16 protein-coding genes are annotated in these 15,177 nt (G+C 37.2%); 6 read left to right on the forward strand and 10 right to left on the reverse strand.

The window, feature by feature from the left end; translation table 11 throughout:
* On the forward strand, window positions 1-344 hold a 344-nt coding region (locus I4641_RS05700; RefSeq protein WP_229639506.1), incomplete at its 5' end, for a GTP-binding protein.
* A 65-nt stretch (window positions 345-409) separates the two neighbouring features.
* Entirely contained in the window at window positions 410-1,870 is a 1,461-nt protein-coding gene (locus tag I4641_RS05705; RefSeq protein WP_229639507.1) for a M16 family metallopeptidase, read from the forward strand.
* A gap of 83 nt (window positions 1,871-1,953) precedes the next feature.
* Here I4641_RS05705 and I4641_RS05710 read toward each other — a convergent pair whose 3' ends face one another.
* A complete protein-coding gene (locus I4641_RS05710) occupies window positions 1,954-2,841 on the reverse strand; it encodes a mechanosensitive ion channel family protein (protein WP_229639508.1) in 888 nt (295 codons plus the stop codon).
* Between the two features lie 394 nt (window positions 2,842-3,235).
* Between I4641_RS05710 and I4641_RS05715 the strand changes: the two genes are divergently transcribed.
* The gene (locus I4641_RS05715) at window positions 3,236-3,511 is read left to right on the forward strand and encodes a chromosome segregation protein SMC (protein WP_229639509.1); all 276 of its coding nucleotides are present in this window, start codon (window positions 3,236-3,238) and stop codon (window positions 3,509-3,511) included.
* A gap of 277 nt (window positions 3,512-3,788) precedes the next feature.
* On the opposite strand, the gene I4641_RS05720 is transcribed toward I4641_RS05715, so the two are convergent.
* The 3 genes from I4641_RS05720 to sds form a co-directional block, all read right to left on the reverse strand.
* Window positions 3,789-4,400, reverse strand: coding sequence for a hypothetical protein (locus tag I4641_RS05720; RefSeq protein WP_229639510.1), 612 nt, complete (start codon window positions 4,398-4,400; stop codon window positions 3,789-3,791).
* 132 nt (window positions 4,401-4,532) lie between these two features.
* Complete coding sequence (gene galE, locus I4641_RS05725; RefSeq protein WP_229639511.1) at window positions 4,533-5,537, reverse strand: UDP-glucose 4-epimerase GalE; 1,005 nt, start codon at window positions 5,535-5,537, stop codon at window positions 4,533-4,535.
* A 60-nt stretch (window positions 5,538-5,597) separates the two neighbouring features.
* Window positions 5,598-6,572 carry a solanesyl diphosphate synthase gene (sds, locus tag I4641_RS05730; RefSeq protein WP_229639512.1) on the reverse strand — a complete coding sequence of 325 codons (975 nt, stop codon included), beginning with the start codon at window positions 6,570-6,572 and terminating at the stop codon, window positions 5,598-5,600.
* 393 nt (window positions 6,573-6,965) lie between these two features.
* Between sds and I4641_RS05735 the strand changes: the two genes are divergently transcribed.
* Both I4641_RS05735 and I4641_RS05740 read left to right on the forward strand, forming a co-directional pair.
* Window positions 6,966-7,325 (forward strand): ferrous iron transport protein A, encoded by a 360-nt coding sequence (locus I4641_RS05735; RefSeq protein ID WP_229639513.1) that lies wholly within the window; start codon window positions 6,966-6,968, stop codon window positions 7,323-7,325.
* A gap of 4 nt (window positions 7,326-7,329) precedes the next feature.
* A complete protein-coding gene (locus I4641_RS05740) occupies window positions 7,330-7,584 on the forward strand; it encodes a FeoA family protein (protein ID WP_229639514.1) in 255 nt (84 codons plus the stop codon).
* Between the two features lie 5 nt (window positions 7,585-7,589).
* Here I4641_RS05740 and rsmH read toward each other — a convergent pair whose 3' ends face one another.
* Entirely contained in the window at window positions 7,590-8,480 is an 891-nt protein-coding gene (gene rsmH / locus I4641_RS05745) for a 16S rRNA (cytosine(1402)-N(4))-methyltransferase RsmH (RefSeq protein WP_229639515.1), read from the reverse strand.
* A 177-nt stretch (window positions 8,481-8,657) separates the two neighbouring features.
* Here rsmH and I4641_RS05750 point away from each other — a divergent pair, with 177 nt between their 5' ends.
* The gene (locus tag I4641_RS05750; RefSeq protein ID WP_229639516.1) at window positions 8,658-8,861 is read left to right on the forward strand and encodes a TLTLP motif-containing protein; all 204 of its coding nucleotides are present in this window, start codon (window positions 8,658-8,660) and stop codon (window positions 8,859-8,861) included.
* Window positions 8,862-9,053: 192 nt separating this feature from the next.
* Here I4641_RS05750 and fmt read toward each other — a convergent pair whose 3' ends face one another.
* From fmt to I4641_RS05775, 5 genes are all read right to left on the reverse strand, one after another.
* The gene (gene fmt, locus I4641_RS05755) at window positions 9,054-10,055 is read right to left on the reverse strand and encodes a methionyl-tRNA formyltransferase (RefSeq protein WP_229639517.1); all 1,002 of its coding nucleotides are present in this window, start codon (window positions 10,053-10,055) and stop codon (window positions 9,054-9,056) included.
* A gap of 165 nt (window positions 10,056-10,220) precedes the next feature.
* Window positions 10,221-12,620, reverse strand: coding sequence for a GumC family protein (locus I4641_RS05760; RefSeq protein WP_229639518.1), 2,400 nt, complete (start codon window positions 12,618-12,620; stop codon window positions 10,221-10,223).
* Between the two features lie 179 nt (window positions 12,621-12,799).
* On the reverse strand, window positions 12,800-13,507 hold the full coding sequence (gene hpsJ-A, locus I4641_RS05765; RefSeq protein ID WP_229639519.1) for an HpsJ-like protein, cyanoexosortase A-associated: 708 nt from the start codon (window positions 13,505-13,507) through the stop codon (window positions 12,800-12,802).
* 80 nt (window positions 13,508-13,587) lie between these two features.
* On the reverse strand, window positions 13,588-14,307 hold the full coding sequence (locus I4641_RS05770) for a cyanoexosortase A system-associated protein (RefSeq protein WP_229639520.1): 720 nt from the start codon (window positions 14,305-14,307) through the stop codon (window positions 13,588-13,590).
* Window positions 14,308-14,323: 16 nt separating this feature from the next.
* Window positions 14,324-15,175 carry an archaeosortase/exosortase family protein gene (locus I4641_RS05775; protein WP_229639521.1) on the reverse strand — a complete coding sequence of 284 codons (852 nt, stop codon included), beginning with the start codon at window positions 15,173-15,175 and terminating at the stop codon, window positions 14,324-14,326.
* Window positions 15,176-15,177 lie beyond the last annotated feature (2 nt).

Genomic DNA, 15,177 nt, shown 5'->3' on the forward strand with positions numbered 1-15,177 from the left:
ATCACGACCATTCCCATCACCTAGAAAATGATGGTTTTTCTTCTCTTTCCTTACAATTTGATCGCCCTTTTGCCATTCGGAAGTTTCAGTATTTTCTCGATAATCAACTACCCGAAAGTGTATTTAGAGCCAAAGGAATTCTGTGGTTTGATGAAAGTCCTCAACGTCATATCTTCCATCTAAGCGGTAAAAGATTTACCCTTGAAGATGAAGAATGGAAAGGAGAAAAAGAAAATAAATTAGTTTTAATCGGTCAGAATATCGATAAAGATCTGCTACGCCAACAAATAGAAAACTGTGTTTGTCTGCCAAAAAGCGATCGCGGTAGAGGTTTCGGGAAATAGACTTAGTAATGTAATAACTCAACCGAGTAGATAAAATAGTAAAGTTTCTCCAAAAATAAACCTAAATGAGCAAAAAACTATTTTCTTGGTTGAGTTTAGTCCTATTAACAGTTTTATTATCATTTACTCTGCGAACTCCCGCAATCGCAGATACACCAAAGCATTACACAGAATTAGAATTTCCTCCCATCCCAGAAATTCAACTTCCAGAATACGACCGCTACGAACTAGACAATGGTATGGTGGTCTACTTATTAGAAGATCGAGATTTACCTTTAATTAGCGGTACGGCTTTAATTCGGACTGGTTCGCGTTTTGAACCGAGTAATAAAGTAGGATTGGCTGCACTGACTGGTAGTATGATGCGCGGTGGAGGAACGAAAAATCATCCCGCAGCGGAGTTGAATTCAATCCTAGAACAAAAGGCAGCTAGTGTAGAAACCAATATTGGGAATACTTCTGGTAGTGCCAGTTTTAGCACTCTAACAGAAGATTTTAATACGGTATTTCCTCTGTTTGTCGAAGTTTTACGCCAGCCAGCTTTTGCACCCGACAAGTTTGCGATCGCCAAAAAACAGCAACAAGGATCGATCGCTCGTCGCAATGACGATCCAGGAGATATTGCCAGTCGTGAATTTGATAAAATTATCTACGGCGATACTAGTCCCTATGCTCGCACTATTGAATATGAGACTTTAGATAATATTTCTCGTCAAGATACGATCGATTTTTATCGAACTTATGTTCGTCCTGAAAATATAATTTTAGGAATAGCAGGAGATTTTGATTCTGATCGAGCGATCGAGCAAATACAAAACGCTTTTGCAGATTGGCAAGTAGATACTCCACCTCCAGCTTTATCAGCACCCAGCACCAGCCAAAAACATCTTCAGGGAGTATTCGTCGTAGATCGTCCCAAACTGACCCAAAGCAACATTTTATTAGGACATATTGGCGGTCAATTAAACAGTCCCGATTATGCTACTATGAGCGTCCTCAATGGAGTGTTAAATGGTTTTGGGGGACGCTTGTTTAACGAAGTGCGATCGCGTCAAGGTCTAGCTTATAGTGTATATGGTGCGTGGAGTCCTAGCTACGATTTTGATGGTTTATTTATTGCAGGAGGACAAACCCAGACAGAGAAAACTGTTCCCTTTGTTAAATCAGTTGTTTCTGAAATTAAAAAATTGCGCAATCAACTAGTAACCGAACAAGAGTTAGATGATGCTAAAGAATCTATTCTCAACTCTTTTGTCTTCAATTTCCAAAGTCCCAGTCAAACTTTATCTCGCTTAATGCGTTATGAATATTTTGACTATCCCGAAGATTTTATTTTTGACTATCAAGACAAAGTGCAAAATACGACTGAAGAAGACATTCTCAATGCTGCTATAAAATATCTTCAGCCAGATAAGTTAGTTACTCTGGTTGTGGGGAATAAACAAGGTATGAACCCGCCGTTAGATAGTCTGAATCAAGAAATTAATCTGGTAGATGTTTCTATTCCCCCTCCAGGAAACAGTTAAGAATAGAAACTATTAGCAAAAGCGATCGCCCGTACTCAAAACTATAGTAAAGCGATCGCTTTTTTTAATCGGTATTATTATGTTTAATTATCCTGAGTTTTAGACTCGACGGGAAAATAGTCGTTATATTTTTCCTGGTCGAAATGATATACAGTGCGGATGGGATAAGGAATACCAATTTCTGCCTCATCCAAAGCTTGCTTGACTTTAATCATTGCTTTAGTCTGCACCTTGCGTAGCTGTTTCTGTTGGGGACTAGTCCAATAGCGCACGATAAAGTCAATCGAACTATCGCCAAAGTTAACCACATCAATTTCTGGACTGGGGGTTTCCAAAACTCCTGCAACCGTTGATATTGTCTCCTGCAAAATTGCGATCGCTTGATCTAAAGGAGTATTATAATCAACCCCTACTGCTAAATCCGTCCGCCGCGAAGCATAAGCCGTAACTACTTTCACCGCATCGGTAAAAACAGTCGAATTGGGTAGCAAAACTCTTTCTCCATTATAAGTACGGAGTTTGGTAGTACGAATACTAATATTTTCCACTTTCCCCTGATAGTCGCCAATTACTATCTCGTCTCCAATGCGAAACGGTTCTTCTATTAGTAAAATAATTCCCGCTAGAAAGTTTTTAAATATATCTTGAAAAGCGAAACCAATTGCTACCGAACCTACTCCCAGGGTAGCAATAATATCTGCTAACTCAAAACTAGGAAACGCCAAAACGCAAGCCAACAAGATACCTACCGACCAAACGCCAATTCTGCTAATTTTTAGTAGCAGCAATTGTAGAGAACTACTTTTAATAGTTCGCTTTCCTGTTTCATCAGCAATCTTTAAAACTAGTTCTACTGCATATTTGGTTAGAAACAAAACCACGAATGCAGACAGCAATCCTGGTAAAGTTTTAACCCCCTGTCCAAATAGCTCTAATAAAGCTTGGACAATAGTATCGATAATTTTTGACATAATTTAATTGATTTACCAATAACAAGACCCGAATACTTGTTTTAACATTCTTATCCTCATATCTTCATCAAACAAACTGAGCTAAGTTTCAACTGAATATGTAGCTTGCTATATTTCCCTAAGTTAAATTACCGAGACAACGATCGTAAAAATGGGGTATTAAACCCTGTAATATATGAATAGGGAGATTATTCAGGTGCAGCTTTAGAACCTCAAAGTGCTTATAAACATGGGTTTTTTGACTGTAATCAAGTAAATTTACACATTATTTACATAAATCTCCCAAGAATTACGCAAACTTTATACCATGCCCACATATTCACGGATATACTGAGTTTAAGAAACAAAACAAACACCAGTTATTCTGCAATATAAATCAAAGATCAGTAAATTCATGGAAGATATTAACCAGTACATCACATCTATTCAACAAGAAGTCGTTGCTGAAGAAAAAACTGTAAAAGTAGCCAGGCTAATTATTCTATTAATCAAAATTGAGAAAGAATTAGCTACAGTAAAAGAGACTTTAGCAAAGCTACAAACTCATCAAGAAAAATATAACAATAATTCTCAACTCTCCGAGCAAATAGAGCAAAAGATGGCTACTGTTAATCGTCTTTCCGCGAAAATAAGTAAAGCGAGGCTCAATCTAAACTATTACTTTATTTAATTTATCGATTAATTTTAAAGTGTGATTAAAATTTAAGTTGAGTTTAAAAAAATACCCTACTATTTATATTACTTCTGTAAATGAACAAGTTATATATACTTAAGCAAGAAGTCTGTATCAAATATTGCTAAAACGATTTTCGTTAGTTGTATAAACAACTATTTTTAAAAATCTCCAAGTTTAATTTTAACTAAGAACAGATAACTCAGCGTGTTTAAAATAGGGTTGGCGATGTCAACTCTATTTTTTTGTTAGAGTAAATTCCATGACTCTTTTGCTAGCGATCGAGACAATAATTATTAATTTCTTTGATCGCATCCTGGTGTATTTTTCCAGCTTCTCCAGCATCAATGCGAGCAAGATCTAATGCCTCAAGATTCTTACTTTCTCTAGCTTGCACTGCATCGTAAGTTGCTTGGGAATAAATACGATAGATTGTCACTAGTTTATTTTGATGTTTAATCAATTGAGGATTGTTAACATGCAGGGCTTGAATCTGATTAGCAGCTTTGTCCATCATACTGGCAGCTTCTAGCCAACTTTTCATCGAGCTTTGATCTTCTGTATAACTAATATTTTGGCTGCTATGATTCACCTCGCTCACAATACGAAAAATTTGCTCGCATTGAGTCAATTTACTGCGATCGCAGCCCGAAACTAGCAAAGTCAACAAAATAAAAATGACAGAAAAAAAGAAATGACGATCGCTCCCCTCTCCTTTGGAGTTGCATCCCCCCAAACTTTGCCAACGCCAAACTAAAAAATGTAGCAAATAATGTCCGTCAGAAAGATAGCGTCGAACACTTCCTTGAGAATTACTAAATTGTGGACGAGTAGGGCAATGAAATTGTCGTTTGAGCGATCGCTCGTCATTTCTATCGACTAACATTCGATTAACTAGTTCTAACTGATTGTTGATTGAGGAGAAAACTATCGTGTATCTCAATTAACTATAAAGGAATTGATGATACTATAACTATCCAAATTCAATCACACAAAACAAAATTAGATGTCTGGCAGCTTATTTATCTCCATGTCGTTTTTGATGCCATTGCCAAGCGTGAGTGATAATCTTCTTAAGATCTGCATAATTGGGATTCCAGCCCAGCTTTTCTTTCACTTTTTTGCTGCTACCTACTAAAATAGGAGCATCCCCCGCACGGCGATCGCTTTCAACCGCAGGAATTTCTAAACCCGTTACTTCGCGGGCAGTTTCAATTACTTCTCTAACGGAAAAACCATTCCCGTTGCCCAGGTTAAAGACATCTGATTCCCCACCAGACAATAAATATTCCAAACCCAAAACATGAGCATCAGCTAAATCGTTAACGTGGATATAATCTCGCACGCAAGTTCCATCGGGGGTATCGTAGTCTGTACCAAAGATATATAGAGATTCTCGTTTTTTCAGTGCTGTTAACAAAGCCAAGGGAATCAGATGAGTTTCTGGTTGATGATCTTCCCCTAACAACCCTTCTGGATCTGCTCCACAAGCATTAAAATAACGGAATGCTACTGATTTGAGATTAAATGCCGTATCAAAATCCCTTAAAATTTGCTCTACCATATCCTTACTAGCAGCATAAGGGCTAAGAGGGCTGTGGGGATGATTTTCCGTCATGGGTACTTCTTTCGGCATCCCATAAACCGCACAGGTAGAAGAAAAAACAATTTTATTAATACCGTGTGCCAACATGGCTTCGAGTAAATTTAACGTGCTGGCTACATTATTACGATAATATTTTCCAGGCTCTTTAACAGATTCCCCTACTGCTATATAGGCTGCAAAGTGCATTACCGCATCAATTTTATGGGTTGTAAATAGCTTATCTAAGACAGCGCGATCGCTTGTATCGCCAACAATCAGCTTGAGCTGTAAGACATGATCAACTATCTCTTGATGCCCATAAGATAAATTATCTAAAATAATTACTTCATAACCAGCTTTTTTTAAAGCTAGTGCTGCATGAGAACCTATATAGCCAGCACCGCCTGTAACTAAAATGGTCTGTTTTTTAGATGACACCTACCCAAATTCCTCCAAATAACTTGCACATTAATTTGAGCTATCTTGAGATAACTGAACCTAATATAAACGACTAACTACGTAATTAGTTAATTCATGGAGTGCATCTTTAGAGTCTGAAGCAGCCAAACAATTCAAGCTTTGAGCTGCCATCTTGGTGTGACTAGCTGCTAGTTGACGGGCTTTATCAATACCATTACTATTTTGGACTAATTCTAAGGCTTTACTCAAGTCTTCTGATTCAGAAAATTCCCGTTCAAGCAAAATCTCTAAATAAGGTTGTTCTTCAAGAGCATAAAGCACTGGGACAGTTAAATTCCCACTAGCTAAATCTGAACCTGCTGGTTTGCCCAAAACTTCGGTCGATCCCGTAAAATCTAAAATGTCGTCGACAATTTGAAAAGCCAGTCCTAAATTACGACCATAATCATAGAGACTTTGTGTCATATCAAGACTAGCATCGCTCAATACAGCAGCAGCTTTAGCACTGTTTGCCATTAAAGAAGCGGTTTTATAATAACTTTTGTCAAGATAGCTATCAATTGAAGCACCAATATCAAAACGATTCAAGCCTTGTAAAATTTCTCCTTCCGCAAAATCTCTGATTACTTCTGACAGCAGCTTAACTACTTGGAGATTATCTAGATTAGCTAAATACCAAGATGATTGAGCAAAAAGAAAATCACCAGCCAACACAGCAATTTTGTTATCAAACAAACTATTAACTGTTTCTACATTACGACGCAGATCTGCTTCATCTACAACATCGTCGTGTACCAAACTGGCAGTATGAATCATTTCAGTGATTTCTGCCAGACGACGATGACGACTGGTCAAGTGATTATTTGGCATAGTAGCCCTGGAAACTAATAAGACAATTGCTGGTCTAATTCGCTTGCCTCCAGCCTCAAACAAGTGTTCGGCAGCAGCCCCTAAAATAGGATGACGCGCACCAATAAGCTGTTTGAGGTTATCTGTCAGAATATCGAGATCTTGTTCGACGGGTGCTAATAAAGAAGTAGTAGAAGATGTCATTGTTAAGCCAATTCTGGCAATTATCTTATTTAAGAAACTTTACATATTATTGTACTTATTTTAAGGGAAGCTAACCTAATAACCAACTATTAAGTTGTAACTATTACAAATCAATCACAGTAGTTTGACCAGGCATAGTAGGGTTAGGGAAAATATTTAATTTAAAAATGCCTGGGATAAATAGTCTGAAACTGTTGAGGGAGCGATCGCCAATTGGCGATCGCTCGATTTATATTAGTGATTTGCGAAAAATAAAAGCGATCGCCGATCATCATGAATAAATTATTTGAATTATTAAAATCTACTTAAAAAAAATTGTCAACAAGCGATATTCGCGATATATCTATATAATGGCATCTAAATAATAATTACTATCAATAAACTAGATCTATTATGACCCATAGTATAAATCTTAAAAATCAAAAATTTCGTCCCAATCAGCAATTTCAAGAATTTATCTTTATTGGTAATACCGCGAATAAATCTGTATCCGATCTAACAGAAAAGGCAGATCTTTGTCCTGATAGTAATTTTGTCAGTCAAGTTAACCTAGAAGACTACGTGGCGATCGCGGAAATACACACTAATAAAAATATTAGTCATCAGCTAAAAATTTTAAATATCAAGCCAGGAGCAATAGTCAAATTAATTAGCAAAACGAATAATGGATCGGTTGTAATAAGTCTCGGCAATAAATTGATTGGTATGGGCGCAGAAATTGCTCGCCAAATTGTGACAACTCCAGTTAGTTAAGATAATGAAAATAACTACTAGCATTGACGAATTATCTTTAGGCTCGGTAGGTATAGTAGCTGGCTATAGCCTAATCTATGGTGGCTATATAGGCAAATTAATATCTAAAGGCTTAATTCCTGGTACTTTCTTTGTGTTGCTCAATTCAGATTTAGTTAGAGGTACAGTACAAATCATGCTTAAAGAAAAAATAATTATTCTTTCCAAGCCAGAAGTAAATGCTCTTTGTATTGATGCTGCAACAGAAGATAACCAATAACTCTTTTAGTCTGGCACTAAAGCATACCGCTTCGCAAATCTTAGTTTAGCCGATCGCGATCGCGGATTTTCCCTTTGTTCGTCTCGTCGAGGGACAATTGGTTTTTTCGTAATAACTTTCAATAACTCACTATCGCGGAAGCGATGCTTTACTATACGATCTTCCAGACTATGAAAGCTAATAATGCCAATAATGCCGCCTGGTTTTAACCAGGTAGGAGCTACTTCGATAAATTTTTCTAGAGATTTTAATTCTTGATTGACTTCAATCCGTAAAGCCTGAAAAGTACGGGTAGCAGGATGAATTCGACCATGACGATACTTTCCTGGTACGGCAGAAGCGATCGCATCACTCAAATCCGTAGTGCTTCTAAAAGGACGCTGCTGCACGATCGCCTTAGCAATACGTCGAGAAAACCTTTCTTCGCCATAAGTATAGATCAAGTCTGCCAGAGATACTTCTTTCCAATGGTTAACGATTTCCTCAGCAGTAATACCACCAGATCGATCCATACGCATATCCAGAGGCGCGGTGTGACGAAAACTAAAACCCCTTTCCGCAGCATCCAATTGTGGAGAACTAACCCCAAGATCGGCAATAATACCATCAAATAATAAATCTCCTGGTTCATAATCGGCAAAGTTGCCTTGCCAAAACTCCAATTGTTGAGGATAATATTGCGCCAATCTAGTTTTTACGGCTGCGATCGCAGTTTCGTCCCGATCTGTTGCCCATAACTTAATCTTTTCTTCCGCATTCAAAATCAGTTCGCTATGACCGCCACCACCTGCCGTAGCATCCAAGTATTGACCGCCTGGCAATACATTCAGCCCTTCGATCAACTCTTCACTCAGCACAGAACGATGATTAAATGTGCTTGTTGTCCGTGCTTTCATTAGTATGTTGCTCCAAAATCTTAATTAAAATTTTATAACCTTAGTTATGGAAGATACTAATCCAACTTAAATTTGCGGTTACAATATAATTGTGGAACATAAAGGCTTATTTAATCCTTTATGTACTTACTTTTTTAACCGTTTATCAAGATAAAGTCGAATTTATCATATTTATATATGGAAGTTAGCCAACGCCCAGGAAAAGCAGAAGACTCTCCTGGTCATAGGTGGGCAGGTATTTTAGGAACGGGAGTTGCGGTTGTTACCCTGACTCTGCCTATAGTCATGATTGCATCTTATTCTCCTTTCGATAGTAATGCCCAGCCCGTACCAGAAAAAATAGATCTACTCCCCAAAAAAGTAATTAATCCCATGAAATAAAGAAAAATTATCGTACCATAGGTGTTTCAGATTATGGTATCGGAAGAAATTTAGAACTGACACTTCTTTTTGAAAGAGGAAGGATTTGTAATTCATTAAGTTTAACCAATGAATTTTACAGATGCTTTAGTTTTCCTCGGCAATTTATAGATAACTAGGGCATATCATTAATACGGCGATGAGATACCCTAGTTATCCGTTGCTTATTTTTGTTCCTGGTACGATTCGCATTCCGTTAACAAAATCCCAACCAGACTGGGTGCGTTTTCCTGCAAGCTGCACTTGAGTTAATAACAAGAATCCCGAACCTGTCTGTACTAATGCACCCAGGTTTTTAATATTTTTGACTATTTCTCCTGGTTTGCTTTCAATTTGGTTTAATTCTGAATATTGCTGTTGCAAAATCCGATATTCTGCTGGTAAATCTTTAACAGTTGTTTCTGTAATAGGCACGGTAGCGATAACTTTCAATTTCTTATCGTCTAATTTGGCAGCACAATTAGGAAAAAAACCTCTTACTCGATTGTGTATCTCCAGGGCAGATTGGGACCAATCAATGGCAAAATCAGCTTTATCAATCAACCGTGCGTAAGTAGCTAAAGAATCACTTTGGGGAATAGGATTAATTTCTTTTTGCTCTAGTTTAAATAGAGTTTCCAATAACAAATCTGCTCCTCGATCTGCTAAAGTAACCGCTAGATCGACTGCATTATCTAAAAGCTTAATTTCAGTTTCTGCTTTGAGTAATATATCTCCCGTATCCATTCCTCTATCCATCAGCATAGTAGTAATGCCTGTAGTGCGATCGCCATTAACAATACTCCATTGGATTGGTGCAGCACCGCGATATTGGGGCAATAAGGAGCCATGAACGTTAATACAACCCAACTTAGGCATGGACAAAATTTCTTCCGACAAAATTTGACCGTAAGCCACCACGACAAAAGCATCTACTTTGGTTTTTCTTAGCAGATCTAAAGTTTCGGGATCTTTTTTGATTTTGGGGGGTTGCCAGACTGGTAAATTATGCTCTAATGCTACCTTTTTAACTGCCGAGGGCAAAGTTTTGTTTCCTCTCCCTCTTCTTTTATCTGGCTGTGTTACTACCGCGACGACTTCAATATCTGGATTTTCTCTAAGTTTGACCAAAGTAGTAACAGCAAATTGAGGAGTACCAAAGAAGACAATTTTCATCAATTAATCAATTAATAGTTATGCAGAATGACTATCAGTTTATCGAAATTGAGTAAGTATTGTTAGAGAGCAACAACTCAGACAAAAATCGCCCGTTATCGAAGAGTCTCTTCAATAATAGGCGATTTTGCACATATCCTAATTGATGCAGATATCTATAAATTATTAACGACGGCGAAACTGCTGCAAAATTCCCTTGCGACGATCTTCAGTATCGCTATCAGAGTCATCATTATTTTTACCAGACTGATTATAGTAAGAGTCATAGTAAGAGTAGGCATAATAATCAAACTCAGGATCGACCATATTTGCCACAACTCCCGCAACATTGCATTGACTCTGACGTAAAACATCTAGAGCATTACTAATAGATTTGCGACTTGCTCTTTGAATACCAGAAATAAATAACATGGAGTCTACTTCGTTTGCCAAACTTTTGGCATCGGCAATTACGCCAATTGGTGGCGTATCAATAATTATATAGTCGTAGCCAGCCTCCCAGTCTTCTATTAGCTGCTTCATTTTGTCAGAATTTAATAAAGCGATCGGATTGGGAGAAGTCGTACCAGCAGTAATTAAATCCAGATTATCGATTGAACTTGGTCGTAAATATTCTGTCCAAAGATTATCGGTAGTAATAGCTTCGCTCAATCCAGATTCATTTTTGATTTGAGCCAGCTTGTGTAATTTGGGTTTGCGTAAATCCGCATCCACTACTAGTACTCGCTGTCCTAATTCTGCTAAAACAATTCCCAGATTATAAGAAATAGTTGATTTACCCTCAGCAGAAGTTGAAGAGGTAATTGCCAAACTCTTGATCTGACCATCATCTGCCATCAAATAACGCAAATTCATCGCCAAAGACCGCAATCCTTCAGTAAATGATGAATAATAAGAATAAGACTGTCGGGTAGTATGAATATTAGCTTCTATTCGCGGATCGCCTACTTTAGGAATTACTCCTAACAAAGGTAATTTAGTAATCTGTTTGATTTCTTCAACCTGTTTCACACTTTGATCCAACTGCTGTAGGATAAAGGCAGTAGCAAGGCCCAAAAATCCCCCTGCCATCAAAGCTTGAATCAATCCTTGTTTGATATTGGGTGAAATTGGATCACCAGGTAAAAAAGGAGCATTGAGAACTCGCCAGGGTGCAGTTTCTTCTGCTTCTGATATTTCTAATTCTTGTCGTCTTTCCAGAAGATAATTATAAGATTCAGATTTAAGCTCTACTTGACGTTTTAATTCGGTAAAAGTTTGTTGCAACCCAGGAATACTAATAAATTTGTTATCTGCTGCTGCTTTTTCCCGACGGAGACTTGCCAATTGACTTTGTAGACTAGAAGCTTGGTTTTCTAAGTCCAATTTGCGAGTGGCTAGAAGTCCAAGAGTAGAACCTTCTGAAGATATTTGTCTATCCCCACCCGAACTATTGGTAGTTTGGTTATTGATAGATTCGCTACTTCCAGATTCGCTACCTCCAGATTCACCAGCACTATCTGCCGATACTCGAACATCTGTGTAGCTAGGAGTTAAAACTATACGTTCTAATATTTCAGGAGAGATAGACTTGCCTAAAACTTGTTCTGCTCTTTTTTGGAGTTGTTTTTTTAATTCTTTGCGCTTTTCTTGAAGATTTCCCATGACATGAAAATTGTCGCGGAAATCAACTGTTCCCAAATTGTACTGAGTTTCTATCTCCCGTAATTTATTAGCTAAATTTTGATAAACTCCGTCTTCAGCTAAAACAGAAGAAGCCAACATAGTTTCTGAATCCTGCCCCAATTCTTTTAATTGGTATTCTAATTCTTCTCTTTGTTTGCGATTGAGATCGATCGCAATTTGAGTTTGCTGTATTTCTAAGGCGATACTTTGCTTTTCTTCTCCTGCTGTCATTGCCGAGACTTCAGGATCGACTAATTGATGTACTTGTCGGAAATGACGAATTTCTTTAGCAGCTTCATCTAATTTCTTTTGAGCGTGAGGCAACTGACTGTCAATAAATTTGATGGCATTACTTGCTTGAGATCGTTGTTTTTCTAGACTATAGTCAATATAAGTAGAACCCAAAGCTTCTAAAACTGCTTTGGCTTTTTCGGGATCTGGATCGACATAAGAAACAGCTAAAACATCAGTGGGAACTTTATTATTAACTGCTTGATGAATAGATATTTTGCTAACTATTTCACCAACAGAAATTTCTGGATAACGATCTTTCAGTGTTTCTACTGCTTTGGCAATCATGGAGTTACTACGAAGAACGTAAATCTCTGTAGAAAGATCGGTCATTGAGTAATATTGACTCCCTGTAGTTTGTTGGGGAGCAACAGTTGCGGATTCTTGGTTTTGGGGGTTTTCTAATAAGATTAAGGTTTCGGAACGGTATTCAGGAGTTTTGAGGGCAGTTAAGAGAAACAATCCTGTAAAAACTGTTATGCCCACAGCTAATGCAGGTTTCCATCGACGATATACAATCTGTTTAAATTCTGATAGAGAAAAGCTTGTCTCTTGAATATTTAAGCCGCTTAAGTCGATTGCGTCCGATCTGATTATTTCATTACTCATATTTAATTCGATCTGTAAATATTGCCCCAATCGAAGCAAGTTTTACAGAACCTTAGTCACAGTTAAAGGTTAAAAATACTGATAGAAAAAATTCGATTATTCTGACTATTTATCTTAATTTTTTTTCTCTTCTTAAGCTTCAGTAGTTTTACCGTTTTATATGCAACTATTTTTTTGATTTACTCCTCATTTATTTGGATTCTTGCCCATCCTGTGCTTTTCCAAATTAAGAAGAAAAGAATTGATGAAATTAATCCTCCGAGATTCCACCTAAGGCATTTTTTCAAAATAAAAGTTCTTTTTTGCTTCTTGAATAAGTCGACCTGACTAGTAATATTTTTTTGATTTGTCTGCAATTTTTGAATAATATCTGTCTTTAATTTTTGAGTATCTACTGTATCGGGTATATTTATCTGTTGCTTTGCTTGCTGTTGCAATATATTTTTAATTTCATCTTGGGAATTAGCTAGTTTTAGTCGATCTTCATATTCTATAATTGCATCTTTTTGACTGACAAACTGAGCATTAACTTGGGCTTTTTGCTGATTGTAAATCCGAAATCCATTATTAATACTCAAAGGAATCATTAATAATAATAGTATGGCTGCAACTAAAGACAGCCAAGATGCAACTTTTAATAATAAAGTCTCGATGGGAGCGCGATCGCTTCTTTCTCCATAGTAAACTAGTACCATACCGAGCAAGGTAATGGGGATTCTTTCGACAATTGTCCCCATAGTTTCAAATTCCCAAACTGGATTCATCAATTGGGGAGGAATTAATAAAAAGAAAATATCGACGATTGCCATCAGCAATAAACCATAGCCAACTAAACGCAAAATACCAGAAGAAAATATTAGTCTTTCTTTATCCTGTAAAATAGTCATAAACTAACTAGAAAATAGAGATCAAATTGAAACTCATCTAGTATAGTCTTCTTGATTATCGATCGCTCGCGACTAATTGGCTAATTGGTTAGAGTCGGGAAATTTGGCAGCCACCACCGATATACATCTTTCCAGGTTGTTTCTAGGGTTTGATACGCCGCCTGGCGATCGCCAACTAAAGGGGTAGATAACTGTATCCAAAGACAACGGCGATCGCGTATACTAGCTTTTCCTTGCAACCATTCCCATGCTATAGTCAGTTTTAGATCGTGTTGATAGCGATACTGAGAAAACTGTTTTTGGGTGACGTTACTGGGGCTGCGAGGGCTAATACAACTGCTTAAATAAGCACGATCTCCATTAGTTAATAGGGTATGATGTCCTATTCCTGGTATTTCTTCTATTTGCTTGGTATCGATCGCTTCGGTGGGTATTTTTGTATATTGATGTAAGTATGCCCCTACATCACCCCTAGTATCGACTAAATAGCTCATTTCTAAGCTAATTTGCGATTTTTGGTGAGTATATTCATATGTTTGACGTGCTTTGATTTTTTCTTGCTTGACTTCAATGGTGGCAGAGGGATCTACACTAGGTTCAATCCTATCTTTTGAATCCAATAAAGCGATCGCTTTGACCGAATCTAGCTTTATATGTTGGGGAAATCGAAAATTAGCTACAGGGCGATTACCAGCGGTAGGATTAATTAAAGTGTATGCTATGACTAAATTTGTTCCAATAGCCATAACCGCCAAAAAATAACTCCGCCATTGACTTTGATTGACTGTGTTGAGAGACATCTAAATTATTTATTGCTTAGGCGATCGATGATTGCTGCTTTTTGCTTAAAAGCCCATAGCAAAAGCCTGAAAAGATAGCAATTGCTAAAGTAGAAAATATTTGCGAACCTTGAACTCCATGCCAATAATTGAACTGAGTCTGATAGGGAATCATAATAGTTAGGATGCAAACTCGAATTACTCCTAATAAAAAACCTAAAGCAATCGAAAAAACAGGTAGTAATATTTGTTGTTTTTTGCTCAAAGAAACACAACTAATGAATAATAATGCTAGCTTCACAATGAGCAGAATCATTGGTACTCCCGCACAAGGGTAATCGACAATTGCTTTGAAATTCCCTAATTCTGGTAAATATAAGATAACTTCGTTACCAGAACTTTGGACATTAAAGCCGAAATAATAAAGCAAATAAGTAGAAACTTTAGCATTGATAATAGTAATGTGAATTATGCCATCGATAAAATGTCCGATTACCCCCGTAGGAAAAAACAAAAACCAGGCAAAAAACAACTCTGAAAAATATTGACTCAAACCTTTAATTCCTGAAGCAAGTAAGGCTATGGCGATCGCAGCTACAACGGGTAATAAAGGTAGTAAACTAGATTCAAAACTAAATAAGGTAATAGTTTTGCTCAAAACAATTCCCAATAAGATTGACCCGACAAAACTAGAAATAGGATCGCTATCATAGTTAAGGTTATCTTTCTTTTGCCATAATAACCACAGAATTGCTCCCCAAAATAAACAATTGGTAGTCATAATATCTATATTTGCTGTTGTTTTCCACATCAACGTGAGATAGACAATAGCAACAGCAATTAAACTAGAAAATAGCCACAAGCGATCGTTATAGATCGTTTTTTTCATGG

Source organism: Waterburya agarophytonicola KI4 (assembly GCF_020640915.1).
GTDB classification, from domain to species: Bacteria; Cyanobacteriota; Cyanobacteriia; order Cyanobacteriales; family Xenococcaceae; genus Waterburya; species Waterburya agarophytonicola.

Excerpts from the sequence above, each read along its gene's own strand:
- sds (WP_229639512.1), bottom strand. The coding sequence starts at position 6,572 with ATGACATCTTCTACTACTTCTTTATTAGCACCCGTCGAACAAGATCTC.
- fmt (WP_229639517.1), bottom strand. The coding sequence starts at position 10,055 with ATGAAAATTGTCTTCTTTGGTACTCCTCAATTTGCTGTTACTACTTTG.
- I4641_RS05735 (WP_229639513.1), top strand. The coding sequence starts at position 6,966 with ATGACCCATAGTATAAATCTTAAAAATCAAAAATTTCGTCCCAATCAG.
- rsmH (WP_229639515.1), bottom strand. The coding sequence starts at position 8,480 with ATGAAAGCACGGACAACAAGCACATTTAATCATCGTTCTGTGCTGAGT.
- I4641_RS05740 (WP_229639514.1), top strand. The coding sequence starts at position 7,330 with ATGAAAATAACTACTAGCATTGACGAATTATCTTTAGGCTCGGTAGGT.
- I4641_RS05705 (WP_229639507.1), top strand. The coding sequence starts at position 410 with ATGAGCAAAAAACTATTTTCTTGGTTGAGTTTAGTCCTATTAACAGTT.
- I4641_RS05760 (WP_229639518.1), bottom strand. The coding sequence starts at position 12,620 with ATGAGTAATGAAATAATCAGATCGGACGCAATCGACTTAAGCGGCTTA.
- I4641_RS05775 (WP_229639521.1), bottom strand. The coding sequence starts at position 15,175 with ATGAAAAAAACGATCTATAACGATCGCTTGTGGCTATTTTCTAGTTTA.
- I4641_RS05720 (WP_229639510.1), bottom strand. The coding sequence starts at position 4,400 with ATGTTAGTCGATAGAAATGACGAGCGATCGCTCAAACGACAATTTCAT.
- I4641_RS05750 (WP_229639516.1), top strand. The coding sequence starts at position 8,658 with ATGGAAGTTAGCCAACGCCCAGGAAAAGCAGAAGACTCTCCTGGTCAT.
- I4641_RS05710 (WP_229639508.1), bottom strand. The coding sequence starts at position 2,841 with ATGTCAAAAATTATCGATACTATTGTCCAAGCTTTATTAGAGCTATTT.
- hpsJ-A (WP_229639519.1), bottom strand. The coding sequence starts at position 13,507 with ATGACTATTTTACAGGATAAAGAAAGACTAATATTTTCTTCTGGTATT.
- I4641_RS05715 (WP_229639509.1), top strand. The coding sequence starts at position 3,236 with ATGGAAGATATTAACCAGTACATCACATCTATTCAACAAGAAGTCGTT.
- I4641_RS05770 (WP_229639520.1), bottom strand. The coding sequence starts at position 14,307 with ATGTCTCTCAACACAGTCAATCAAAGTCAATGGCGGAGTTATTTTTTG.